17 protein-coding genes and 1 pseudogene are annotated in these 24208 nt (G+C 73.8%); 11 read left to right on the top strand and 7 right to left on the bottom strand.

Going from position 1 to position 24208, the window contains the following annotated elements; genetic code table 11:
• Positions 1 to 334: 334 nt before the first annotated feature.
• Positions 335 to 1243, top strand: a complete 909-nt coding sequence (locus tag K7G61_RS29000; protein ID WP_225849984.1) for a L,D-transpeptidase family protein — start codon at positions 335 to 337, stop codon at positions 1241 to 1243.
• Positions 1244 to 1506: 263 nt separating this feature from the next.
• Here K7G61_RS29000 and K7G61_RS28995 read toward each other — a convergent pair whose 3' ends face one another.
• From K7G61_RS28995 to K7G61_RS28985, 3 genes and pseudogenes are all read right to left on the bottom strand, one after another.
• The gene (locus K7G61_RS28995; RefSeq protein WP_225849983.1) at positions 1507 to 2934 is read right to left on the bottom strand and encodes a hypothetical protein; all 1428 of its coding nucleotides are present in this window, start codon (positions 2932 to 2934) and stop codon (positions 1507 to 1509) included.
• 9 nt (positions 2935 to 2943) lie between these two features.
• The gene (locus tag K7G61_RS28990; protein ID WP_225849982.1) at positions 2944 to 3567 is read right to left on the bottom strand and encodes an RNA polymerase sigma factor; all 624 of its coding nucleotides are present in this window, start codon (positions 3565 to 3567) and stop codon (positions 2944 to 2946) included.
• A gap of 168 nt (positions 3568 to 3735) precedes the next feature.
• Positions 3736 to 4221, bottom strand: a pseudogene (locus K7G61_RS28985) (substrate-binding domain-containing protein); the annotation flags it as partial.
• A gap of 373 nt (positions 4222 to 4594) precedes the next feature.
• Between K7G61_RS28985 and K7G61_RS28980 the strand changes: the two are divergent.
• From K7G61_RS28980 to K7G61_RS28950, 7 genes are all read left to right on the top strand, one after another.
• Positions 4595 to 5656, top strand: a complete 1062-nt coding sequence (locus tag K7G61_RS28980; RefSeq protein ID WP_374204279.1) for an endo-1,4-beta-xylanase — start codon at positions 4595 to 4597, stop codon at positions 5654 to 5656.
• A gap of 119 nt (positions 5657 to 5775) precedes the next feature.
• Entirely contained in the window at positions 5776 to 8970 is a 3195-nt protein-coding gene (locus K7G61_RS28975; RefSeq protein WP_225849980.1) for a glycosyl hydrolase 115 family protein, read from the top strand.
• A gap of 523 nt (positions 8971 to 9493) precedes the next feature.
• The gene (locus K7G61_RS28970) at positions 9494 to 10057 is read left to right on the top strand and encodes a 2-oxo-4-hydroxy-4-carboxy-5-ureidoimidazoline decarboxylase (RefSeq protein ID WP_308190728.1); all 564 of its coding nucleotides are present in this window, start codon (positions 9494 to 9496) and stop codon (positions 10055 to 10057) included.
• A 49-nt stretch (positions 10058 to 10106) separates the two neighbouring features.
• Positions 10107 to 10487, top strand: a complete 381-nt coding sequence (sdhC, locus tag K7G61_RS28965) for a succinate dehydrogenase, cytochrome b556 subunit (RefSeq protein WP_225849978.1) — start codon at positions 10107 to 10109, stop codon at positions 10485 to 10487.
• A gap of 5 nt (positions 10488 to 10492) precedes the next feature.
• Entirely contained in the window at positions 10493 to 10975 is a 483-nt protein-coding gene (locus K7G61_RS28960; protein ID WP_225849977.1) for a succinate dehydrogenase hydrophobic membrane anchor subunit, read from the top strand.
• A 34-nt stretch (positions 10976 to 11009) separates the two neighbouring features.
• The gene (gene sdhA / locus K7G61_RS28955; RefSeq protein ID WP_225849976.1) at positions 11010 to 12764 is read left to right on the top strand and encodes a succinate dehydrogenase flavoprotein subunit; all 1755 of its coding nucleotides are present in this window, start codon (positions 11010 to 11012) and stop codon (positions 12762 to 12764) included.
• A complete protein-coding gene (locus K7G61_RS28950; RefSeq protein ID WP_225849975.1) occupies positions 12764 to 13552 on the top strand; it encodes a succinate dehydrogenase iron-sulfur subunit in 789 nt (262 codons plus the stop codon). Before sdhA ends, K7G61_RS28950 begins: the two co-directional genes overlap by 1 nt.
• 86 nt (positions 13553 to 13638) lie before the next feature.
• On the opposite strand, the gene K7G61_RS28945 is transcribed toward K7G61_RS28950, so the two are convergent.
• Entirely contained in the window at positions 13639 to 14520 is an 882-nt protein-coding gene (locus tag K7G61_RS28945) for an alpha/beta fold hydrolase (protein WP_225849974.1), read from the bottom strand.
• 638 nt (positions 14521 to 15158) lie between these two features.
• On the opposite strand from K7G61_RS28945, the gene K7G61_RS28935 reads away from it, so the two are divergent.
• Positions 15159 to 17138, top strand: a complete 1980-nt coding sequence (locus tag K7G61_RS28935; RefSeq protein WP_225850047.1) for a BTAD domain-containing putative transcriptional regulator — start codon at positions 15159 to 15161, stop codon at positions 17136 to 17138.
• Positions 17139 to 17356: 218 nt separating this feature from the next.
• On the opposite strand, the gene K7G61_RS28930 is transcribed toward K7G61_RS28935, so the two are convergent.
• Complete coding sequence (locus K7G61_RS28930; RefSeq protein WP_225849973.1) at positions 17357 to 17959, bottom strand: MarR family winged helix-turn-helix transcriptional regulator; 603 nt, start codon at positions 17957 to 17959, stop codon at positions 17357 to 17359.
• A gap of 90 nt (positions 17960 to 18049) precedes the next feature.
• Here K7G61_RS28930 and K7G61_RS28925 point away from each other — a divergent pair, with 90 nt between their 5' ends.
• Positions 18050 to 19276 carry an MFS transporter gene (locus K7G61_RS28925; protein ID WP_225849972.1) on the top strand — a complete coding sequence of 409 codons (1227 nt, stop codon included), beginning with the start codon at positions 18050 to 18052 and terminating at the stop codon, positions 19274 to 19276.
• Positions 19277 to 19323: 47 nt separating this feature from the next.
• On the opposite strand, the gene K7G61_RS28920 is transcribed toward K7G61_RS28925, so the two are convergent.
• Both K7G61_RS28920 and K7G61_RS28915 read right to left on the bottom strand, forming a co-directional pair.
• A complete protein-coding gene (locus tag K7G61_RS28920; RefSeq protein ID WP_225849971.1) occupies positions 19324 to 20814 on the bottom strand; it encodes a cell wall metabolism sensor histidine kinase WalK in 1491 nt (496 codons plus the stop codon).
• Positions 20811 to 21566 carry a response regulator transcription factor gene (locus K7G61_RS28915; RefSeq protein WP_225849970.1) on the bottom strand — a complete coding sequence of 252 codons (756 nt, stop codon included), beginning with the start codon at positions 21564 to 21566 and terminating at the stop codon, positions 20811 to 20813. Before K7G61_RS28915 ends, K7G61_RS28920 begins: the two co-directional genes overlap by 4 nt.
• 226 nt (positions 21567 to 21792) lie before the next feature.
• Here K7G61_RS28915 and K7G61_RS28910 point away from each other — a divergent pair, with 226 nt between their 5' ends.
• Positions 21793 to 24051 (top strand): MMPL family transporter, encoded by a 2259-nt coding sequence (locus K7G61_RS28910; RefSeq protein ID WP_225850046.1) that lies wholly within the window; start codon positions 21793 to 21795, stop codon positions 24049 to 24051.
• Positions 24052 to 24208: the final 157 nt, after the last annotated feature.

Genomic DNA, 24208 nt, shown 5'->3' with positions numbered 1-24208 from the left:
GCTGGGGTCGTCCTGTGGTGCTTCTGCTGCTCCGGGGGCCAGGGCATCGTTACCGGCAGGTACCGACACGGACTGTAGTGGCCGGCGTGCGCCCGGTGCAGCGGTCCGGGCTGGGACCTTCCTCACAGTGTTTACCGGGTCCGCCTAAAGCCATGCTTGCCCACCCGGCGAGTCGGGGCAGTATCACCGTGGCCGCGGGGCGGGCGGGCCGCGGTTCCGGGGCCGGACGGGTCCCGGAACGGCGGACCGCAACCGCCGGGGGGCCACGTTGTGTCTACGGGGTGACAGGGCCCGGGGCCGGGCCCTGGCCCGAACCAGGGGGAAGGGGATTCGCGTGCGCACAAGATCTCCGGCGGCGCTCGCCGTCGCGGCCGTCACGGCGGCCTTGTCCGCCGCCGTGCTCACGGCGTGCGGACCGCAGGACACGGGAGCCGACGGGAAGGCGCCGAGCCGGCCGGCCGCGACCACGGGCAGCCCGACCACCCCGGCGGCCCGGCCGACCACCGCGCCGCCGACCACTCAGGACGCGCGGCCGACGACCGCCCCGCCGACCACACCCCCGGCCCCCACGACGACGGCTCCGGCCACGACCGCGCCGCCGGCCCGCCCGGCCGCGTTCATCCCCATGGGCTCCAGCGGCGACCGGGTACGCGAACTGCAGGCCCGGCTGGGCCAGCTCGGCCTGTTCGGCCGCACCCCGACCGGCTACTACGGCACGGTCACCCGGAACGCGGTGACCGACTTCCAGGAGCGGCACGGCCTGGCGCGGACGGGAAGCGTCAGCCGGACCACGTGGACCCGGCTCACCGCGCTGACCCGCACACCGACCCACCAGGAGCTGTACCCGGCGCCGGCCCCGCACCCGGCCGGCCGGCTGGACCCGCGCTGCATGACCGGCCACGCGATGTGCATCAGCAAGACCACGCGGACGCTGTCATGGGTGGTCGACGGCAAGGTGCTGGCCACGATGGACGTGCGCTTCGGCTCGCAGTACACGCCGACCCGCGAGGGTCTGTTCCACGTGACGTTCAAGAGCCGCAACCACGTCTCGACGATCTACCACACGGCCATGCCGTACGCGATGTTCTTCAGCGGCGGCGAGGCCGTCCACTACTCCTCCGACTTCGCCGCCCGGGGCTACGCGGGCGCCTCGCACGGCTGCGTCAACGTGCGGGACAAGGCGGCCATCGCGAAGCTCTTCGACGAGGTGCGCGTGGGCGACAAGGTCGTCGTCTACTGGTGACGGCGGCGGACGCGAGGCCGTGACGGGAGGCCGTGACGGGAGGCCGTGACGGGAAGGACGAGCGGGAGGGACGGGCGCGGCCGGACAGGGGGAAAAGAGTCCGGCCGCGCCCTGTGTGGCGGACCCCGATACGGGGAGAACCGGGGTCCCCCGGGACCGATGACCAGTCGGTCCACTACCTACAGCGCATCGCCGGCCGAAAGTGTCACGTGCCCGCCCGGGTTCCTCCTCGGCCGCCCGTACAGGCGCGGCCCGCCCGGCTCCTACCGCCGGCTCCAGGACGGCTTCCCGGCCTGATCCGGCCGGTGGGAGGGGTGCGCGGACGCGCCGGCGAACAGCCCCCCGAAGTCCCGGGCGGTGTACGAACGGGCGTGCGCCTGGCCGCTCTTCCCGCCGGAGGAATTGGACGAACCGGACGAGCCGCCCTTCTGCGAGCCGGAGGAGCCGGACGAGCCGGCGGAATTGGAGGAGCCGGAGGAGCCGCGCGTCTGCGAGCCGCCGCCCCCCGAGCCCTTCGCGCCTCCCGTCGTGCCGCCGGCCGCGCCCTCGTTCCCGTCCTGGTTCCCGTCCTGGCCGCCGCTGTTCCCGTTGCCGCTCCCGCCGCCGTTCGCCTGCCAGCCGCCGTTCTGCGAGCCGCCGTTCGCGTTCCCGTTCACGTTTCCGTTCCCGCCGACGCTCCCGTTCCCGTCGTCGTCCCCGCCCGCGTCCCCGCCCGCGTCGCCGCTCCCCTCGCGCTTCTCCTCGCCGGTCGGCTTCGGCCCCGGCGTGACCAGCCGCAGGCAGTAGGAGGTGACGCCGGGCGCGGGAGCGGTGAGGTGGCGCTTGACGCCCCTCAGGTACGCGCGGCACCAGTCGGCGGTGTGCGCGGACGAGCCGGTGGCCGTGGGGACGGGGGACGCCGTGCCGGTGGCGGGGCCGGACGGGGTGCCCGTGGACCCCGCCGTCGTGGCGGTGGTGCCGGCGGACGGCGGCCGGCTGCCCCCCGGCCCGGGATCGGAACCGGAGCCGCCGCCCGGCACGGGCAGCCGCCCGACGCCGGCCAGTGCCACGGTCGCCCCGCCCAGCGCGAGCACGGAGGCGAGCGCGGCCACGGCCACTCGTTGCGAGCGGCGCAGCCTGCCCGCGGTGCGGGGCGCCGTGCCGCCGCCGGTCCCGCCGCGGTGTACGACCACGCGTGGCTCGTCGGGGCGGGCCGGGACGGCCGTACCGCCCTCGGCGCGGCGCGCGGCGCGGAAGGCCGCGATCGCGGCCTCCTCCCGTACCGGGTCCAGCGCGGGCGGCACGCGGCGGGCGGCGGCGAGCACCCCGGCCAGCCGGGCGGCGGCGCGCGCGGCCGCCTCGTCGGCCAGGAGCAGGTCGACCGGCCGCGCCGGGCCGCCGCGGCCTTCCCCGGTGGTGTCCCCGAGGTGGCGCGGTCCCTCGCCGTCCGTGAAGGCCGCAACGCCGCGGCCGGACGCCGCGCCCGGGCCGGGGAAGGCCGCTCCGCCGCTCCCGGCGTCACCGGTCCCGGGCACGAAGCCGTTCAGCAGAGCCTCGGCCACCGGCTCGGTGAGCCAGTGCCGGCGGCCTCGGCGCAGCGGCGCGTACGGGCGGTCGGGACCATGCGCGGGAGCGGAGAAGCCGGTGCCCGGCGGTGGCAGGCGACGCGGGTCGGAGGAGGCTACGCCGTCTCGGCGCTGTGGCTTGGTCATGTCATTTCCTCACAGCGCCTTCGACGTGGAAAACGTCACATCGGGCGTGTGTCCGTCGAAGGAACCGTCGGGTTCGAGGATTTCGGCCAGGCGGCGCAGCCCCCGGTGGGTGGCCATGCGCACCGAGCCCGCGCGTTTGCCCAGGACGCGCGCCGCGCTGGTGGAGTCCAGGCCCATCACCACCCGCAGCATCACCGCCTCGGCCTGCTCGCGGGGCAGCGCGGCGATGGCGGCCAGCGCCCGGTCGGTGGCGACGGCGTCGAGCGCCTCGCCCGCGGTGTCGGCCCGGTCGGGGAGCTGGACGAGTTCGTCGACGCCCGCGCCCGCGACCGGCCGCCGGGCGCGGGCCCTGATGTGGTCCAGCGCGCGGTTGCGGGCGATCCGGGCCGCCCAGCCGCGTACCGATTCGCCGTCGCCGCGGAAGGCCGGCAGGTCGCGGGCGATCTGCAGCCAGGCCTCGGAGGCGACGTCCTCGGCGTCGCCCGGGCCGACCAGGCTGCGGACGTACTGCAGCAGCTGCGGCTGCACGGCCCGGTAGACGACGCGGAACGCCGCCTCGTCACCGTCGCGTGCCGCGCTCACCGCGCTGTCCAGATCCACGCCCTGCCCCACCCCCTCGAGCCCTGCCATCATCCTCCCTCATCGGAGGCCAGTGACACTTTCGGGCCCGCATACGCCGTACATCTTGGCGGCCGGGGACGCTCCTGTGGGGGGAGGCGGACCCCGGCCGTCGTCACGTCCGCCCGGCGCCCGCGCCATCCACGGGCGCCGGGCGGACGCGCATGGCGCGGGCGCTCGCCGCTACGTCGCGCGCCGGGCCGTCCGCCGGGGCGGGGCGGAACTGTCGCGCACGACGAGGCGGGTGGCCGGTTCCACCCGCGGTACGTGCAGGGTCCCGCCGTCGATGAGCTGCAGCAGGGTACGGGCCGCCGCCTCGGCCATCTCGGCCGGCGGCTGGCGGACGGTGGTCAGCGGGGGCGGCGACCAGCGGGCCTGCGGAAGGTCGTCGAAGCCGACCACGCTGAGGTCGTCGGGCACCCGCGGGCCGCGCCGCCGGGCGGCCTCGTAGACGCCGAGCGCCATCTGGTCGCTGGAGGCGAAGACGGCCGTGGGCGGGGTGTCGAGGGCCAGCAGCGCGGCGCCCTGCGCGAAGCCCGACTCGTGGGAGAAGTCGCCCTCGCGGACCAGGTCGTCGTCCACCTCTGCGCCCGCCGACTCCAGCGCGGCCCGGTAGCCGTCGAGCCGGGCGCGGCCGCGCATACCGGCTCCCGCGACATACCGGCTCCCACGCGCCTTCTCGTGCAAGGGGGTTGACGCCGGCCGCGAACCGCTCCTAACGTCGCGCCGCAGCTTTCGGAAACGTTCCAGAAAGATTCGGAGCCCCTTCCGGAGGCCAAGGCACCCACTGTGACCAGCACAGATGTGTGTCGCGGCGAGCACGGGCGAACACCCTTCGCACCGCTCGCCGCACGCTCGGCCGACCTCCCGTTCCGAAAGGCCGCCGCCCCACCGGCGCCTCTTGCTCGCCCCCTGCACAGCCACGCGCACCCGCACTTCGCGCCCGCACCCCGTACGACCTCGCGCACCGACGCCTCATCGCCACCCTCACCGCCGCCCGCCGCGCGGGCGGCCCCGTTCGAGGAGTTACCCAGTGACATCGATCCGCGCCTTCACCGCTGCCGCCGTGACCACGGCGGCGCTCACCTCCCTCGCCCTGGCCGGCGGCGCGCAAGCCGCCGCGCCCTCCGGCCATCCGGCCTCCGGTCTGCCGCTGAGAACCCTGGCCGCCGCCCACCACCTGCGGGTCGGCACGGCCGTGGACATGGACGCGCTGGCCGGCGACGCCACCTACACGGCGGACACCGCCCGGCAGTTCTCCACCGTGACGCCGGAGAACGTCATGAAGTGGGACACGCTGGAGCCGCAGCAGGGCACCTTCGACTACAGCCAGGCCGACAAGCTGGTGAAGTTCGCCGAGCGGCACGGTCAGAAGGTCCGCGGCCACGTCCTGGTCTGGCACAACCAGCTCCCGTCCTGGGTGACCTCGGGCGACTGGACCGCCGACCAGCTCCGGGCGGTCCTGCACAAGCACATCACCGACACCGTCACCCACTTCAAGGGCAGCATCTGGCAGTGGGACGTGGTCAACGAGGCGTTCAACGAGGACGGCACCCTGCGTGACTCGATCTGGCTGGACAAGCTCGGCCCCGGGTACATCGCCGACGCCTTCCGCTGGGCGCACGAGGCCGACCCGCACGCCAAGCTCTTCTACAACGACTACAACATCGAGTGGACGGGCCCGAAGAGCAACGCGGTCTACGACCTGGTCAAGCGGCTGCGCGCGCAGGGCGTGCCGATCGACGGCGTCGGCTTCCAGGGACACCTGGACATCCAGTACAACCCGCCCGCGGACATGGCCGCCAACATGTCGCGTTTCGACAAGCTCGGTCTGGACACCGCGGTCACCGAGGCCGACGTACGGATGACGCTGCCAGCCGACGACACCAAGCTGGCGCAGCAGGCCGACGCCTACCGGCTGATGCTGGACAGCTGCCTGGCCACCCGGCACTGCATCTCCTTCACGGTGTGGGGCTTCACCGACAAGTACTCGTGGGTGCCGGGCGTGTTCACCGGTGAGGGCGCCGCGAACCTGCTGGACGAGTCGTTCCAGCCCAAGCCCGCCTTCCGCGCGGTCCAGGACGCCCTCGCGGCGCGCCCCTGACCGGCGGCGACCGGAACCGAGCGACACCGGCCGGCCCGATCCGACCGACCCCGCCCTGCCCCCGCACCGCCCGACAGCACCGACCGACAGCACTGACCCGGACTCAGACGGAGGACGTCTTGGACAGCAACGGCACACCCGGCGGCGTACGGCGCCGGTCGGTCCTTCAGGCGGGCGCGGGGCTGGGGCTGGCCGCGCTGCCCGCGTCCCTGGCCCTCGCCCAGGGGGCCTCGGCGCAGTCCGGCGCGGGCGCCGCTCCCGCGGGCGCGGACGGCGGCGCGCCGCGCCCCACGGACCCGGGCGCGTACATCGCCACCGAGCCCGGGCCCGGCCGCTTCCCGCTGGTCGCGGGCGGGAAGGCGGCGCCCCTGGTGGTCAGCGGCTCGGACTGGGACGGCGTGGTCCGGGTGGCCGGCGACCTGCGCGACGACATCGAGCGTGTCACCGGCCTGCGCCCGGACCTGTCCGTGGACACGGTTCCCCGCGCCCGCGAGATCGTCCTGATCGGCACCCTCGGCAGGAGCCCGCTGGTGGACGGGCTGGTCGCGGCGGGCAAGCTCGACGTCAGCGGGATCGCCGGGCGCTGGGAGACCTCGCTGGAGCAGGTCGTGGAGCACCCGCTGCCCGGCGTGGACCGCGCCTTCGTCGTCGCCGGCAGCGACCAGCGCGGCACGATCTTCGGCGCCTACGACGTCTCGCGCGGCATCGGCGTCTCCCCCTGGTACTGGTGGGACGACGTGCCGGCCCGCCGGCACGACGCCCTGTACGTGCTGCCCGGCCGCCACACCCAGGGCACGCCCGCGGTGAAGTACCGCGGTGTCTTCATCAACGACGAGAACCCGGCGCTGGGCACCTGGGCACCTGCCTACTTCGGCCAGGGCCTGGCCCCCGGCCACCCGGACGGCTTCAACCACGCCTTCTACGAGAAGGTCTTCGAGCTGCTGCTGCGGCTGAAGGCCAACTACCTGTGGCCGGCGGTCTGGGGCCGGGCCTTCGCGGAGGACGATCCGGTCAACCACGCGACCGCCAAGCGGTACGGGATCGTCATGGGCACCTCCCACGAGGCGCCCATGATGCGCGGCATCGAGGAGTGGAACCGGCACGCGGTGCCCGCCGTCCGCGACAGCCAGGGCAACGTCACCACCCCCGGCCACGACCCGTACGGCGGCACGGGCGAGTGGAGCTACCGGCACAACGCCGACGCGCTGCGGGCGTACTGGGCCGACGGCATCAAGCGCATGGTCGACGAGGACTTCGAGGGCGTGGTCACCCTCGGCATGCGCGGCAACGGCGACACCGCGCTGGGCGACGGCGACGGCATCGAGCTGATGGGGGAGATCATCTCCGCCCAGCGGACCCTGATCGCGCAGATCACCGGCGAGGACGTGACCGCCGTCCCGCAGGTGTGGACGATGTACAAGGAGGTCCAGCGCTACTGGGACAGCGGCCTGCGCGCCCCCGACGACGTGACGGTGGTCTTCACCGACGACAACTGGGGCAACATCCGCAAGGTCCCCGACCCCTCGCTGCCGCCCCGCAGCGGCGGTTACGGCCTGTACTACCACTTCGACTACGTCGGCGGCGGCCGCGACTACAAGTGGGTGGACACCGCCTCGCTGCCCAACGTGTGGGACCAGTTGCACGAGGCGTTCGCGTACGGCATCGGCACCCTGTGGGTGGCCAACGTCGGCGACCTGAAGGGCAACGAGCTGCCCACCCAGTTCTTCGCCGACTACGCCTGGGCGCCCGACCGCTGGCCGGTGGAGGCGCTGCCGGAGTGGGGGCGGCGGTACGCGGCGGAGAACTTCGGCCCGGCGCACGCGGCGGAGATCGCGTCGGTCCTGCACACGTACGGCCACCTGCAGAGCCGCCGCAAGCCCGAACTGCTGAACCGGAAGATCACCCTGGACCCGGCCAAGGACCCCGCCACCGACCGCTCGGCCGTCGTCTACGACGACCAGGCCACGCCGTTCTCGCTGACCGCCTACCGCGAGATGGAGCGGGTCACCGAGGAGTGGCTCGCCCTGGCCGCGCGGGCCGAGCGGATCGACGCCGAACTGCCGGCCGCCGACCGCGACGCCTTCTACGAGCTGGTGCTGTACGCGACCAAGGCGACCGCCAACCTGTACGCCCTGCGGCAGGCGGAGTTCACCAACATCTTCTACGCCGGGCAGGGCCGCGCCGCCGCCAACGGCCTGGCGGCGGTCACCGAGGCCAGGTTCGCCGACGACCTGGCGCTGTCCGACCGCTTCAACACCGAGGTGGCCGGGGGCAAGTGGAAGGGCTTCCAGACGCAGCCGCACATCGACTACGGCGACGTGGCGCGGTACGGCCCGGACGCCCCCTGGCAGCAGCCGCAGATCAACAACGCCGCGATCCCCGACGTGATCTTCCCCGCGGTGCAGCGGATCACCCCCGTCGTCGGGCCCTCGATGGGGGTGGCGATCGACGGCTCGGACCGCTGGTGGCCGCAGGAGGCCGGCGCGGCGGTGCTGCCGGTCCTCAGCCCGTACCGCAACGGGCCTGCTCCGTACATCGAGGTCTTCAACCGCGGCGACGAGCCGTTCGCCTACCGCGTCCGGCCCGGGGCGGGGTGGCTGTCCGTGGACCGGCCCGAGGGCCGGGTGGACACGCAGGTCCGTGTGACGGTCGCGGTGGACTGGCCGCGGGCGCCCTACGGCCGGACCACCGTCCCGATCGACGTGATCGGCCCGGACGGCGCCACGGTTCGGGTGCAGGCCGTGGTGGACCGGCCGCGCGGGGTGCGTCCGGTGGGGCACGTGGAGGCCGACGGCTACGTGTCGGTCCAGGCCGCGAACTTCTCCCGGGCGGTGCGCACCCCGGACGTGTCCTGGCTGACCGTGCCCGACATCGGCAGGGACGGCTCGGGCGTGCGCGCCTGGCCGGTCACCGCGCCCCCGCAGACCCCGGGCGGCGCCGGGCCCCGGCTGGAGTACGACCTGACGCTGTTCACCACCGGGCCGGTCACCGTCTCCGCCTACCTCTCGCCGCGCAACGACGTGCTGGCCCGCGGCGGGCTGAAGTACGCGGTCTCCTTCGACGACGACACCCCGCAGACGGTCAACATCACCCGGGCCACCGGCGCCGACGACGGCACCATGAACAGGCAGTGGGAGCGCAACACCTCGGACAACACCAACCTCACCTTCACCCACCACACCATCGCCGGGCCCGGCCGCCACGTCCTGAAGCTGTGGCTGGTCGACCCGACCGTGGTCTTCCACAAGCTCGTGGTGGACACCGGTGGCCTGCGGCCCAGCTACCTGGGGCCGCCGGAGAGCCACCGGTCCTGACCCCGGGCCGCCCGTGCCCGAGGGGGGCCTCAGAGCTGCGAACAGAATGGCCGCCCTGCTCGCGACGCCTGGCACCGCACCTCGCTGTGTTGCCGATTCGTCCGAGTACGCCCAGTACGAGGACGAACCGGCGCCTTGCGATGCACGGCACCAGACGCCGCGAGCTGACCGGACGCCCATTCTGTTCGCAGCTCTGGCGGACCGGGCGGCCCGGTCCGGGGCGCGGTCGTCAACGACGGCCGCGCCCCTTCGCGTATACGTGTGAACTCCCGTGCGCCGGGGCGTAGTCGGGCGCATCGGACGCGTACAGTGGAGGCTGCCCGCAGCCACCGCCGCCCCCCGCGCAAGCCGCAACCGCCGCAACCGCGGCAACCGCGCACACAGCCGCTGTCCGCCGCAATCCGCCCCACAGGGTCGCCCGATTCCCTCCAGGAGCCCGCCGCTGTCCAGCGACACCAAGCCCGAGGGTCCGTCGCCCGGCACCCCTCCCCCCGGCCTGCGCCGGCTCAACCTGGCCGGGTCCGTGGCCGCCGAGCAGGCCCTGTACGCCTGCTGCGCCAGCCACCGCTGGGCGCGCCGGGTGGCCCACCACCGGCCCTACCCGACGGTCGAGGCCCTGCTCGCCGCCGGCGACGAGGCGGCGTACGACCTGACCGCCGGCGACCTCGCCGAGGCGCTGGCCGCCGAGACCCCCGCCCCGCTGCCCGACCGCGGCGGCTCCAGCGTGCGGACCGCGCTGCGCGCCGCCCACGCGCACTACGAGGCGAAGTTCGGCCACGCCTTCCTGCTCGCCCTCGACCTGACCGACCCCGGCGAGGTGCTGGACGCGACCATGGCCAGCCTGCGCGAGCGGCTCGGCCACGACGAGGACGAGGAAGCCGTGGTGACCGCCGACCAGCTGCGCAGGCTCTGCCGCGCCCGGCTGACCCGGCTGGCCACCGAGGGCCCGGCGATCACCGGCGGGACTGGAACCCCCGCTTCACCCGACCGTGCGGGATCGCTCACACCTGGCCTACCCCGTGGTACGGAGCCGACAGCGCGTCGCTACGATGGCCGGGGCCGGTGGACCGTACCCGGCCGGGCGTGACCGACACGACAAGCCGGCACCCCTTGTCCCGCTCCCGGAGGGTTTTTCCGTGCCGGCTGGAACGCTGTACCGCGGCCGGGAAGGCATGTGGTCCTGGGTGGCTCATCGAGTCACCGGTGTCCTCATCTTCTTCTTCCTGTTCGTGCATGTCCTCGACACCGCCCTGGTGCGGGTGTCCCCCGAGGATTACGACAAGGTCGTCTCGACCTACAAGACCCCGGTCGTCAGCCTGCTTGAGTACGGCCTGGTGGCCGCCGTCCTGTTCCACGCGCTGAACGGCCTGCGGATCATCGCGGTCGACTACTGGACCCACGGTCCCCGCTACCAGAAGCAGATGTTCTGGTCGGTCATGGCGCTGTGGGGCCTGCTGATGGTCGGCGCGATCTACCCGGTCCTCGGTCACGCCGCACGAGTGCTGTTCGGGAGCTGAACGACATGGCAACAGACGTCTCCCCCAAGGACGCCGTCGAGCTGACCGGTTCCAGCTCCTCGTACGGTCCGGACAATCCCGCTCCGGTCATCGAGCCGCCGCGGGCCCGCACCAAGCGGACGCCGCGCGCCACCCGCACCAACTTCGAGCTGTACGGCTGGCTCTTCATGCGGCTGTCCGGCGTCGTGCTGGTCGTCCTGGTGCTGGGCCACCTGCTGATCCAGCTCGTGCTGGACGGCGGGGTCACCAAGGTGGGCTTCGCGTTCGTCGCGGGCCGCTGGGCCTCCCCGTTCTGGCAGGGCTGGGACCTGGTGATGCTGTGGCTGGCCATGCTGCACGGCGGCAACGGCCTGCGCACGGTGATCAACGACTACGCGGAACAGCCGAACACCCGCTTCTGGCTCAAGACGCTGCTGTTCACAGCGGTGGCCTTCACCATCGTGCTCGGCTCGCTGGTGATCTTCACCTTCGACCCGAACATCCGCTAACAGCCGCCGGCGACCGGACACGGAAGCGACCCTCATGCAGATCCACAAGTACGACACCGTCATCGTCGGCGCCGGCGGCGCCGGCATGCGCGCGGCCATCGAGGCCACCAAGCGCAGCCGCACCGCCGTGCTGACCAAGCTCTACCCCACCCGCTCCCACACCGGTGCCGCCCAGGGCGGCATGGCCGCGGCCCTCGCGAACGTCGAGGAGGACAACTGGGAGTGGCACACCTTCGACACGATCAAGGGCGGTGACTACCTGGTCGACCAGGACGCCGCCGAGATCCTGGCGAAGGAGGCCATCGACGCGGTCCTGGACCTGGAGAAGATGGGCCTGCCGTTCAACCGCACGCCCGAGGGCCGGATCGACCAGCGCCGCTTCGGCGGCCACACCCGCAACCACGGCGAGGCCGCCGTACGCCGCTCCTGCTACGCGGCCGACCGCACCGGCCACATGATCCTCCAGACGCTGTACCAGAACTGCGTCAAGGAGGGCGTGGAGTTCTTCAACGAGTTCTACGTCCTGGACCAGCTCATCACCGAGGTCGAGGGCGTGAAGCGCTCGGCGGGCGTGGTCGCGTACGAGCTGGCCACCGGCGAGATCCACGTCTTCCAGGCCAAGGCGGTCGTCTACGCCTCCGGCGGCACCGGCAAGTTCTTCAAGGTGACCTCCAACGCGCACACCCTGACCGGCGACGGCCAGGCCGCGGTCTACCGGCGCGGGCTGCCGCTGGAGGACATGGAGTTCTTCCAGTTCCACCCCACGGGCATCTGGCGGATGGGCATCCTGCTCACCGAGGGCGCCCGCGGCGAGGGCGGCATCCTGCGCAACAAGGACGGCGAGCGCTTCATGGAGAAGTACGCGCCCGTCATGAAGGACCTGGCCTCGCGCGACGTCGTCTCCCGCGCGATCTACACCGAGATCCGCGAGGGCCGCGGCTGCGGCCCCGACGGCGACCACGTCTACCTGGATCTGACGCACCTGCCGCCGGAGCAGCTCGACGCCAAGCTGCCGGACATCACCGAGTTCGCCCGCACGTACCTGGGCATCGAGCCGTACACCGACCCGATCCCGATCCAGCCGACCGCGCACTACGCGATGGGCGGCATCCCCACCAACGTGCAGGGCGAGGTGCTCGCCGACAACACCACGGTGGTGCCGGGCCTGTACGCGGCCGGCGAGGTGGCCTGCGTGTCCGTGCACGGCGCCAACCGGCTGGGCACCAACTCGCTGCTGGACATCAACGTCTTCGGCCGCCGGGCCGGCATCGCCGCCGCCGAGTACGCGCACGCCCACGACTTCGTCGAGCTGCCGGAGGACCCGGCCGCGTTCGTCGAGGAGCTGGTGGAGCGGCTGCGCACGTCGGACGGCACCGAGCGGGTCGCCGACATCCGGCGGGAGCTGCAGGAGACGATGGACGCCAACGTGATGGTGTTCCGTACCGAGCAGACCATCAAGACGGCCGTCGAGAAGATCGGCGAGCTGCGCGACCGCTACCAGCGGGTGTCCGTCCAGGACAAGGGCAGGCGGTTCAACACCGACCTGCTGGAGGCCGTCGAGCTGGGCAACCTGCTGGACCTGGCCGAGGTCATGGCGGTGTCGGCGCTGGCGCGCAAGGAGTCCCGCGGCGGCCACTACCGCGAGGACTACCCCAACCGCGACGACATCAACTTCATGCGGCACACGATGGCCTACCGCGAGACCGACTCGACGGGCGCCGAGACGATCCGCCTGGACTACAAGCCGGTCGTGCAGACCCGCTACCAGCCGATGGAGCGTAAGTACTGATGAGCACCCCGACGCTCGACAAGCAGCCGTCCGACGGCCACTCGGCGGCCCTGGACGCGGCCGAGTCCGCCGCCTCCCACCTGATCACGGTCACCCTGCGGATCCGCCGGTTCAACCCGGAGGTCGCCGCGGAGCCGAGCTGGGTGGACTACCAGCTGCCGATGGACCCCAAGGAGCGCGTCCTGGACGCCCTCCACAAGGTCAAGTGGGAGATCGACGGCTCGCTGACCTTCCGCCGCTCGTGCGCGCACGGGATCTGCGGGTCGGACGCGATGCGGATCAACGGCCGCAACCGGCTGGCCTGCAAGACCCTGATCAAGGACATCAACCCGGACAAGCCCATCACGATCGAGCCGATAAAGGGCCTGACCGTGCTGAAGGACCTCGTGGTCGACATGGACCCGTTCTTCCAGGCGTACCGGGACGTGATGCCCTTCCTGATCACCAAGGGCAACGAGCCCACCCGCGAGCGGCTGCAGTCGGCCGCGGACCGGGAGCGGTTCGACGACACCACCAAGTGCATCCTGTGCGCGGCCTGCACCTCCTCCTGCCCGGTGTTCTGGAACGACGGGCAGTACTTCGGGCCGGCCGCGATCGTCAACGCGCACCGCTTCATCTTCGACTCCCGCGACGAGGGCGGTGAGCAGCGCCTGGAGATCCTCAACGACAAGGACGGGGTCTGGCGCTGCCGCACCACCTTCAACTGCACGGACGCCTGCCCGCGCGGCATCGAGGTGACGAAGGCGATCCAGGAGGTCAAGCGGGCGCTGATCACCCGGCGCATCTGAGCTTCGACCGCGCTCTCGCACCGCTCGGCCCTGGCGGGCCTCCCGGGCTTCGGGGCGCCGCGCCGGACTCCGTCCGGCGGTGCGGGTCAGCGTTTCAGCAGGTCCCGGAGGGCCCCCGCCACCTCGGCGGGGGCCTCTTCCGCCATGAAGTGGCCGGCGGTGAGCGTGCCGTGCCGCAGGTCGGGGGCCCAGGCCCGCCACAGGGCGGCGGCGTCGAACCCCAGGACGGCGCCCCAGTCCTGCGGGAGCACGCTGACCGGCATGCCCAGCCGGCGGCCGGCCTCGCGGTCGGCGCGGTCGTGGTCCACGTCGATGCCCGCGGAGGCGCGGTAGTCGGCCACGATGGACGGCACGGCGGCCCGGCAGGCGTCCAGGTAGGCGGCCCGCACGTCGGGCGGGAAGACGCCGGGGCCGGACGCCCACACGTCGAGGAAGTGCCCGAAGAAGGCGTCCGCGCTCGCGGCGATCATCCGCTCGGGCAGGCCCGGCGGCTGGGCCATCAGGTAGAGGTGGAAGCCGACCGCGGCCGACGTGCCGCGCATCGCGTCCCACATGTCCAGCGTCGGCAGCACGTCCAGGCAGGCCAGGTGGGTGACGGCCGCCGGGTGGTCCAGACCGGCCCGGAAGGCGACCAGGGCGCCGCGGTCGTGCCCGGCCAGCGCGAAGCGCTCGTGCCCCAGCGCGCGGGCCAGGGCGACCACGTCGGCGGCCATGGTCCGCTTGGCGTACACCTCGGGGTCCCCGTCCTCCGCCGGCTTGTCGCTGCCGCCGTAGCCGCGCAGATCCGGGCAGATGACGGTGTGGTCGGCGGCGAGGTCGGCGGCGACGTGCCGCCACATCAGGTGGGTCTGCGGAAAGCCGTGCAGCAGGACGACGGGCGATCCGGCACCGCCGACGGCGGTGTGGAGGGCGACGCCCTCGGCGACCGGGACGCGGCGGTACTCGAATCCGGGGATGACGGCGGGCACGGACGGCACCTTTCACTCGTATCACTCGTACGGGAACGGACTCCTCCCAGCGTGCCGGGACCGAATGAGCACCCGATGAGCGCGCTACGGTGACGTGTGGGCGACCCCGTGGCCACCGGCGACGCGGCCGGAGCGGGGGCCGGCGGACGCACGGGGCGCGTAGACGTACGGGGCGCGGCGGCGCACGGGGCGCGGCGGCGCACGGGGCACGGCGGCGCACGGGGCACGTAGACGTACGGGGTGCGGCGGCGCGCGGGCGCGGGTCGGGCGCGGCGCGCGGCGGCGGCGTGGGTACGGGTCCGAACCCGGGCGCGGGCCCGGGCAGGTCGCGGCCCATGGCGACGACGTGGCTGCGGTCGGTCGCGGCCCACAGCGGCGGCGCGGGCAGGTCGCGGCGACGGCGCGCGCCCGGGCAGGCGCGGCCCATAGCGGCGGCGCAAGTAGGTCGCGGCGCGGCGGCGCGGGCCCGGGCAGGTCGCGGCGCCCAGTATTGGCGAGGGCACGGGCACGGGCTCGGGCGCGGGCGCGGGCACGGGCGCGGGCACGGGCTCGGGCACGGGCACGGGCACGGGCACGGGCAGGTCGTGGCGCCCAGTATCGGCGAGGGCACGGGCACGTGCAGGGAAGGGTGGTCGGGAGTGCGGCGGGTCCTGTTCGGTGTGCTGGGGCCGGTGGCGGCCTGGGACGGCGCGGGGGAACCGCTGGCCCTCAAGGGGCCGCGGCACCGCGCGGTGCTGGCCCTGCTGGTCATCGCCCGCCGCCGTGTGGTCCCCGTGTCGCGGCTGGTGGCAGACCTGTGGCCGCAGCCACCGGACGATCCCGCGGGCGCGGTGGCCGCCGTACGCACCTTCGTCGCCGCGCTGCGCCGCACGCTGGAGCCCGACCGCCCGCCGCGCGCCCCGGCCCGGCTGCTGGTCACCGAGGGTCCCGGGTACGCGCTGCGGGCCGAACCGGAGGCCGTGGACGCCTGGCGGTTCGAGGAGGCGGTGGGCGCGGCGCGGGGGCTCGCGCCGGCCGCGGCGGCCGACCTGCTCGGGGACGCGCTCCGGCAGTGGCGCGGGCCGGCCTACGCCGAGTTCGCCGATCAGCCGTGGGCCCGCGCCGAGCGCTCCCGCCTGGCCGAACTGCGGCTGCACGCGGTCGAGGAGCGGGCCGGGGCGCGGCTGGCGCTCGGCCAGGCCGCGCAGGTCGCGGCCGACCTCGACGCGCACGCCGCCGAGCACCCTTGGCGCGAGGACGCCTGGCGGCTGCTGGCACTGGCCCTGTACCGGGCCGGCCGCCAGGGCGACGCGCTCGCGGTCCTGCGCCGCGCCCGCGCCCTGCTGGCCGAACAGCTCGGCCTGGACCCGGGGCCCGCCCTGCGCGCCCTGGAGGCGGACATCCTCGCCCAGTCCGAACGCCTCGACCAGGCGCCGGCCGCCGCCCAGCGGCTATGGGCGCGGACGGCGGCCGCGTACGACCGCGAGGTCCCGGCCGGCGCCCGCGCCCGGCTGGAGTCCACGGTCGGCCTGCTGCGCACCCTCGCGGTGACCGGCGGGACCGGCCTGGTCGCGGCCCGCAGACACAGGGTGGCGGCGGCCGAGGCGGCCGAGGAACTCGGCGACCCGGAGCTGACCGCGCGGGTGATCGGTGCCTATGACGTGCCCGCCGTGTGGCCGCGCCTGGACGACCCCGGGCAGGCCGCCCGTACCGTGGCCGCCGCCGAACGCACCCTGGCCGCGCTCCCGCCGGACGGCCACGAGGCGGTACGGGCCCGGCTGCTGGCGACGATCGCCGTGGAGTCCCGGGGCGTACGAGGGGCCCGCGGGCCCCAGGCGGCCCGGCTGGCGGAGCGGCTCGCGCGCGGGCTCGACGATCCCGGGCCGCTGGCCTTCGCGCTCAACGGCGTGTTCATGCAGAGTTGCGAGCGGCCGGGGCTGGCCGCGCGCCGGGACGCGATCGGCGCGGAACTGGTGGCGCTGTCGGCCCGGCACGGCCTGACCACCTTCGAGGTCCTCGGCCACCTCGTACGGCTCCAGGCCCGCGGCGGCCTCGGCGACTTCCCGGGCGCGGACCGGCACGCCGCCGCCGCGGACCGGCTGGCCGAACGCCATGAGCTGCCGCTCGTCGCGGTCTTCACGGGGTGGTACCGGGCGATGCGGGCCGCCGCCGACACCCGTACCCCGGCGGCCGAGGCGGAGGCCGGATACCGCGAGGCCGCGACGCTGCTCGACGGCGCCGGCATGCCCGGCCTGTCGGAGGGACTGCTGCCCCTGGCGCTGCTGTGCCTGCGGGTACGCGACGGCCGCCCGGCCGACCCGGCACCGGCGGCGGACTTCGGCCCGTACGAGCCCTGGGCCCGCCCGCTGCTCCTGCTCGCCGAGGACCGCCGCACCGAGGCGGCCACCGCCCTTCGCGCCACCCCGGACCCGCCGCCCGGCCTGCTCCAGGAAGCCCTGTGGACCCTCACCGCCCGCGCCGCCCTCACCCTCCACGACCGCCGCACCATGCGCCGGGCCCTGACCGCCCTGACCCCCGCCGCCCCCGAACTGGCCGGCCCCGCCGGCGGCCTCCTGACAGCCGGCCCCGTAACCGACCACCTCCACCTCCTGACCCAAGCCCTGCCCGCAGCCCCCTGACGCCCCACCCCCAAAGCCCAGCCCCGACCCCCGACAGTCGGCCGCCCCTACCAAGCCCCGCGGATACCGCACAACAGCTGGCCGCCCCTACCAAGGGGCGCGGGGAACTGCGCGACCAACCACAGACAACCGCCGACCCGGCACCAACAGCAACCACCCCCTCGGGACGGCCCCCGCCCAACCCGAACAAGGCTGCCGGGCCCTCCCGGCGAGCCCCCTCAGCGCTCCGCGGCCAACAACACGCGCCGCAAAAGATCCGAAAGCGTCCGCCGCTCCTCCGCGTTCAACGTGCCGAGCAACCTGTACTCCTCGTGCCCGACCACATCCATCGCCCCGAGCCAGGCGGCACGCCCTTCCCGCGTGAGTTCGACGTCGACGCGGCGGCGGTCGGCCGCGGACGGCGTACGGCGGACGAAGCCGCGGCGCTCCAGCGCGTCGAGGCGGCCGGTGACGGAGGCGGGGGCCATCTTGAGGTCGGCGGCCAGTTCGGAGGGGGCGGCGCGGCCCCCGCGCCCGGCCAGGCAGTGCAGTGTCTCGAACTCGTGCTTGTGCATGCCGAAGTCGGCCAGGGAGCGCTCCGTGACCCGCCGCAGGTGGTCGGTGAGGACCTTCGCCCGGGTGACGGCGCCCTCGATGTCGGGGTCCAGCTCCGGCAGTACGGGCAGCCAGCGCTCGACGTGCAGGTCGGTCCAGTCCCGCCCGCCGCCCTCACTGCCCTCACTGTCCTCGCCGGCCGCCCCGCGGCCGTCCGCACCGCCCCCCGTACCCGTTTCCGCGGTCCGCCCGGCCGTGTCCTCTCGCGTCTCCTCGCGGCGCCTCATGGCCCCGATCCTACCCACCGAACCGGCCGATACCTCGGCACCAAAATATTCGTTGACGAAAGATTCGGCGCCGAAATACCGTGGGTGTCCATGACGACGCATCCCCTGCGCCACCGCGCTTTCCGCCTGCTGTTCACCGGCCGCACGCTGTCGGCCGTCGGAGACGCCGTCGTGCCGGCCGCGCTGGCCATCGCGGTCAGCAGGGCGACCGGCTCGGCGGCCGCGCTCTCGCTCGTGCTGGCCTGCGCGATGGTGCCGAGGCTGCTCCTGCTGCCGCTCGGCGGCGTGGTGGCCGACCGGTTCGACGCCCGCAAGGCCGCGCTGACCACCGACCTCGTGCGGTGCGCCGCGCAGCTCGTCGTGGGCCTGGAGCTGATCGGCGGCGACCCGCGGCTGCCGCATCTGGCGGTCGCCGAGGCGATCGGCGGGATCGCCTCGGCGTTCGCGATGCCGACCGCGGCCCCCCTGGTCACCGGAACGGTGGACGGCGAGGGGCTGCTGCGGGCCAACGCCCTTGTCGCGTCGGCCAACAACGCGGCCCGGCTGGCGGGACCCGCGCTGGCCGGCGCGCTGATCTTCACCGCGGGACCCGGCTGGGCGTTCGTCCTGGACGCGGCCTCCTTCGCGGCCAGCGCCGCCCTGCTCGCCGTCATCCAGGTCCGCCGCACCCCGATACCCCGGCGGTCGCTGCGCGCCGACCTCGTCGAGGGGTGGAGCGAGGTGCGCGCCCGTGACTGGTACTGGACCAGCCTGATCGCGCACTCGATGTGGAACGGGGCAGCGGCCGTCCTGGCCACCCTCGGCCCGCTGGCGGTGCACGGCAGGGCGCACGGCGACGGCATCTGGGTCGTCGTGCTGCAGGCGGGCTCGGTCGGCCTGCTGCTGGGGTCGCTGCTGGCCTCCAGGGCCCGGCCGAAGCGTCCCATCCTCGCCGCCAACGCCGGCCTGGCCACGTACGCCCTCCCGCTCGCGCTCCTGGCGGCCGGCGCACCCGCCTGGCTGCTGGTCGCCTCGTACGCCCTGGCGCTGTGCGCCCTCGGCTTCCTCACGCCGGTGTGGGAGACGTACGTCTACGCGTCCGTGCCCGCCGGCGTGCTGGCCCGGGTCGTCTCCTACGACTGGCTGCTGTCGCTGGCGGCGATGCCGGTGGGGTACGCGCTGGCGCCGCTCGCTTCGGACGCTTTCGGGGCCGCGGTGCCGCTGTACGTGTCGGCGGCGGTGGTCGGCGCGGCCTGCCTGGGCACGGCGGCGGTCCCCGGCGTGCGGCGGGCGAAGGCGCTCACCGCCGTGGAGCCCGAGGCGACCGTGCCGGTGTGACGGTACGCGGCCGCGTACGCCCCGAGGAGCAGGCGGCCGCGCACCCCTCAGACGGGGACCGGCGCGGGCGCCAGCGGCAGCCGGACCCGGACCGTCAGGCCCTTGCCCGGGGCGGTGTCGAGGGTGACCGTGCCGTTGTGGGCCTGGACCACCGCTTTGACGATGGACATGCCGAGGCCCGCGCCCCCGGTGTCGCGGGCCCGCTCCGGGTCGGCGCGGAAGAAGCGGTCGAAGACGCGCTCGGCGTCCCGCGCGGCCAGGCCCGGGCCCGAGTCCGCGATCCGCAGCAGCATCTCCTCCGCCTCCACCGCGACCTCCACGGTGAGCGGGGAGGCCGCGGGGGTGTGCACCCGCACGTTGCCCAACAGGTTTCCCACCACCTGCCGCAGCTCCGCCTCGTCCCCGAACACGCACGGCACCTCGTCCTCCGGTTCCGGCAGCAGGAACGTGATCGGCCGCTCCGGCTGCTGCACCGCGAGGTCGCCGGCCGCGTCCCGTACCAGGCAGCACAGGTCCACCGGCTGGAAACAGGCCGCCGGGCGGTCGTCGAGGCGGGCCAGGGCGAGCAGTTCGTCGACCAGGCGGCTCATCCGCAGCGCCTCGGCCGAGACCCGGCTCAGCGCCCGGTCCCGCTCGTCGGGTTCGAGCATGCCCTTCTCGTACAGCTGGAGGTAGCCGCGGACCGAGGCCAGCGGGGTGCGCAGCTCGTGGGAGGCGTCCGCGAGGAACTGGCGCATCTGCGCGCCGGCCCGTTCGCTCTCGGTGAGCGCGGTCTCGATCTGCTGCAGCATGGCGTTGAGCGCCGCGCTGAGCTCGGTGACCTCCAGGGAGCCGTTGCGCGCGGTGCGCACCCTGCGGGACAGGTCGCCCTGGGCGATCGCGGAGGCGGTCTCCACCATGTCCTCCAGCGGGCTCAGCCTGCGGCGGGCGGCGGTCATCGAGCCGGCCGCCAGCAGCGCCAGCAGCACCACCCCCGCGCCCGCCTCCCAGACCAGCAGCTTGCCGATGGCGTGCTTGACGCCGCTCAGCCGCATGCCCTTGACCACGATCGTGCCGTCGGACAGCCGGGTCGCCAGCACCCGGTACTCGGTGGAGCCGCTGCGCACGGTCTTCGGTTGCCCGCCGCGGGCCAGCTTCACCGGATCGGGCACCGCCCCGGCCAGCCGCCGCTGCTCCGGCGTGATCTCGGTCTTCCCGTCCTGGCAGAAGGCCGCGGCCGTGCCCTTCCGGTCCAGCACGATGAACAGGTCCTGCTGGAACGCGCGCGAGATCGCCGAGCCGCCCTTGCCGTTCTCCAGCAGCCCGGCCAGCGTGCACAGCTGCCGCCGGCCGTCGGCGGCGAGCGAGACCTGCCGCAGCGGGTCCTGGGAGGACCGCAGCGAGTCGTCGATCTGCCCGATGAGCACCATGTACGTGGCGGCGATGCTCGCCGCGGCCGCGAGGACCAGCCCGACCGCCAGGAACGTCACGTTGGCGATGGTGAACCGTCCCCGCAGCGACTTCGGCGCGGGCCAGAACCCGCAGCCGGGGCGGCTCACCGGGCGGCCCCCGGCCCCGGCTCCAGGGCGCGCAGCCCGTACCCGATGCCGCGGCGGGTCTCGATCAGCGACGGCCCGAGCCGGTCGAGCTTGCGCCGCAGGTACGAGATGTAGGTCTCCACGACCGTGGACGACACGGCGGTGTCGTACCGCCACACGTGCTGCAGCAACTGCTCCTTGGTGAGGATCCGCCCGGCGTGCCGCAGCAGGTGCCGCAGCAGGTTGTACTCGGTGGGCGTGAGCTCGACCGGCTGCCCGGCCCGGCGCACGCTGTAGGTCGCCTCGTCCATCTCCAGGTCGCCGTGGCGCAGCACCCGCTCACCCGGGCGCGGGCCGCGGCGGCGGGTGCGGCGCAGCACGGCGTGCACCCGGGCGACCACCTCGTCCACCCCGAACGGCTTGGTGATGTAGTCGTCGCCGCCCAGCGCCAGCCCGGCCACCACGTCGCGGGGCGCGTCCCTGGCCGTCACGAAGATGATCGCCAGGTCGTCCTCCGCGTCGCCGTCACCGCCCGCCCCGGCCCCGTTGGCCACCGCCCGGTCCTCGCGCAGCGTGCGGCACACCTCCCAGCCGTTGCCGTCCGGCAGCATCACGTCGAGCAGCACCAGGTCGGGCCGCAGCTCGCGGGCGGCGGCGACCGCCTCGCGGCCGGTCGAGGCGCTGTGCACGGTGAAACCGTTGTATTTCAGGGTGATCCGCAGAATGTCGGCGATCCCCGGTTCGTCCTCGACGATGAGCACGGTCGCTTCCATGTCCCCAGTATCCGGGCGTCCCGGGGCGCTTCGGCCCGCCGAACCTTGGAGTTCCTTGAGAGATGCCGGATCCGTTTGGAGACCGGCGGGGGGTCAACGGACGCTGAAAGGGATTCGCTTCACGGCAATTCGGGTCCGCACGGCGCGACCGCACAGGGGGACTGTGTACGGAAGCGGACGTGCGCGGGACTTCGGCGACTTCGCACGGACGATGGGGGATGTGATCGTGGCCTCAGTGGCGCGATGGTGCTTCCGGCACAAATGGCTGGTGATTCTTTTCTGGGTGGCCGCGCTGGTGGGTATCGGGGCGGCGGGAAGCGCGGCCGGGGACGCGTACTCCAACGCCTTCTCGCTCAAGGGGACCGAGTCCACGACCGTGCTCAACCTGCTCGACAAGGCGCTGCCGGCGCAGTCGGGCGAGGCCGACACGGTGGTGTGGCACGTCGACTCCGGCTCGGTGCGCGACGCCTCGGTGAAGCAGCGCATCACCCCGATGCTGGCCAAGGTCGCCAAGCAGAAGGACGTCGGCCAGGTCGTCAGCCCGTACGACCCCGCGGGCGCGGCGCAGATCAGCAAGGACGGGCGGACGGCGTACGCGAAGATCACGTACACCAAGCTCGGCAACGACATGGCCAACAGCCAGGCGCAACTGCTCATCGACACCGCGCACAGCGCGAGGGCGCCGGGGCTGAAGGTCGAGGTCGGCGGCAACAAGCCGGCCCAGGCCGAGCAGCCGGTGCCCGAAGTCGCCGAGACGGTCGGCATCGCCGCCGCGGGCGTGGTGCTCTTCCTGGCGCTGGGCTCGCTGTTCGGCATGCTGCTGCCGATCCTGACCGCGCTGTTCGGCGTCGGCATCTCCTCGTTCGCGATCATCCTGCTCAGCCACGGCATGAACGTGGCGGACTTCTCCCCGCAGCTCGCCACCCTCGTCGGCCTCGGCGTCGGCATCGACTACGCGCTGTTCATCGTCACCAGGCACCGCAAGGGCATCCTCGCGGGGAAGACGCCGGAGGAGGCGGCGGTCGCCTCGCTCAATACCTCGGGCCGCGCGGTGCTGTTCGCCGGCGGCACGGTGTGCATCGCGCTGCTGGGCATGTTCACGCTGCGGCTGAGCTTCCTCAACGGCGTGGCCGTCGCCGCCGCGCTCACCGTGGTGGTCACGGTCGCCGCGGCCGTCACGCTGCTGCCCGCGATGCTCGGCGTGCTCAAGATGCGCGTGCTCAGCCGGCGCCAGCGCCGCAAGCTGGCCGCCGCAGGCGGGGTGCTGGAGGCCAAGCCGAACGGCCCGGCGGCCCGCTGGTCGGCCCTCGTGCAGCGCAACCCGCGCGCGCTGGCGCTCGTCGCGGTCGTCGTCATGGGCACCTTGGCCGTCCCGGCGCTGTCGCTGCGCCTCGGTTCGTCCGACCAGGGCAACAACCCCACGACCACGACGACCCGCAAGGCGTACGACATGCTGTCGGACGGCTTCGGGCCCGGCTTCAACGGCCCCCTGACCATCCTGGCCACCGCGCCCACGGCCGGCGACAAGGCCGCGGTCACCAAGCTGGTCACCACGCTGAAGTCGACGCCGGGCATCGCGTACGCCGCCCAGGTGCCGCTGAAGAACGCCGGCGACATCGAGTTCGTCAACGCGGTGCCCACCACCTCGCCGCAGGACAAAGCGACGTCGGACCTGATCAAGCACCTGCGCCACGAGGTGGTGCCGGCGGTCGAACGCGGCACCACGATGCACGCCTACGTCGGCGGCCAGACCGCGATCTTCCAGGACTTCGCGACCGTCCTGTTCGACAAGCTGCCGCTGTTCATCGGGGTGATCATCGCCCTGGGCTTCGTCCTGCTGCTGTTCGCCTTCCGCAGCCTGGTGGTGCCGCTGACGGCGGCGGTGATGAACCTGGTGGCGGCCGCGGCCTCGTTCGGCGTGCTGATCGCGCTGTTCCAGTGGGGCTGGGGCGGTTCGCTGGCCGGGCGGGCCGGGCCGATCGACGCCTTCCTGCCGGTGATCATGCTGTCGCTGCTGTTCGGCCTGTCCATGGACTACCAGGTCTTCCTGGTCAGCCGGATGCACGAGGAGTGGGTGCACAGCCGCGACAACGCCCGCGCGGTGCGGGTCGGCCTCGCCGAGACCAGCCGGGTGATCAACTCGGCGGCGGTCATCATGATCTGCGTCTTCTTCGCCTTCGTGCTCAGCGGCGAGCGGGTGCTGGCGATGTTCGGCATCGGCCTGGCGGGCGCGGTGGCGCTGGACGCCTTCATCCTGCGCACCGTCCTGGTGCCGTCCCTGATGCACCTGTTCGGCAAGGGCAACTGGTGGCTGCCGGACTGGCTGGACAAGCGCCTGCCGCACCTGGCGGTCGAACCGGCCGAGGAGAGCGCGGCGTTCGCGGGCGCGGGCGCGATCCCGGGTGCGCGTACGGGCGCGGCTTCGGGCGGCGCCCGGGACTCCGACGGCGACACCGATCGCGAGCCGGTCTACTCCACGGACTGATTGCCCGTCACCCAGCCTGTCACCGGGCCCGGTTCCGCCTCCCGCGGAGCCGGGCCCTTCACTGTGCCCTTGTGGCGTACGGCACTTGACGGCCCTTGCGGCGGACAGCGAGTTGAACATGTTCAAAGACTGGGGGTACGGTCATCTCGTACTCAGA

The sequence above is a fragment of the Streptomyces sp. HPF1205 genome, from assembly GCF_020400825.1.
Classification (GTDB): domain Bacteria; phylum Actinomycetota; class Actinomycetes; order Streptomycetales; family Streptomycetaceae; genus Actinacidiphila.
Note: the sequence above shows the minus strand (reverse complement) of the source record. Positions and strands in the feature narration are given on the sequence as shown.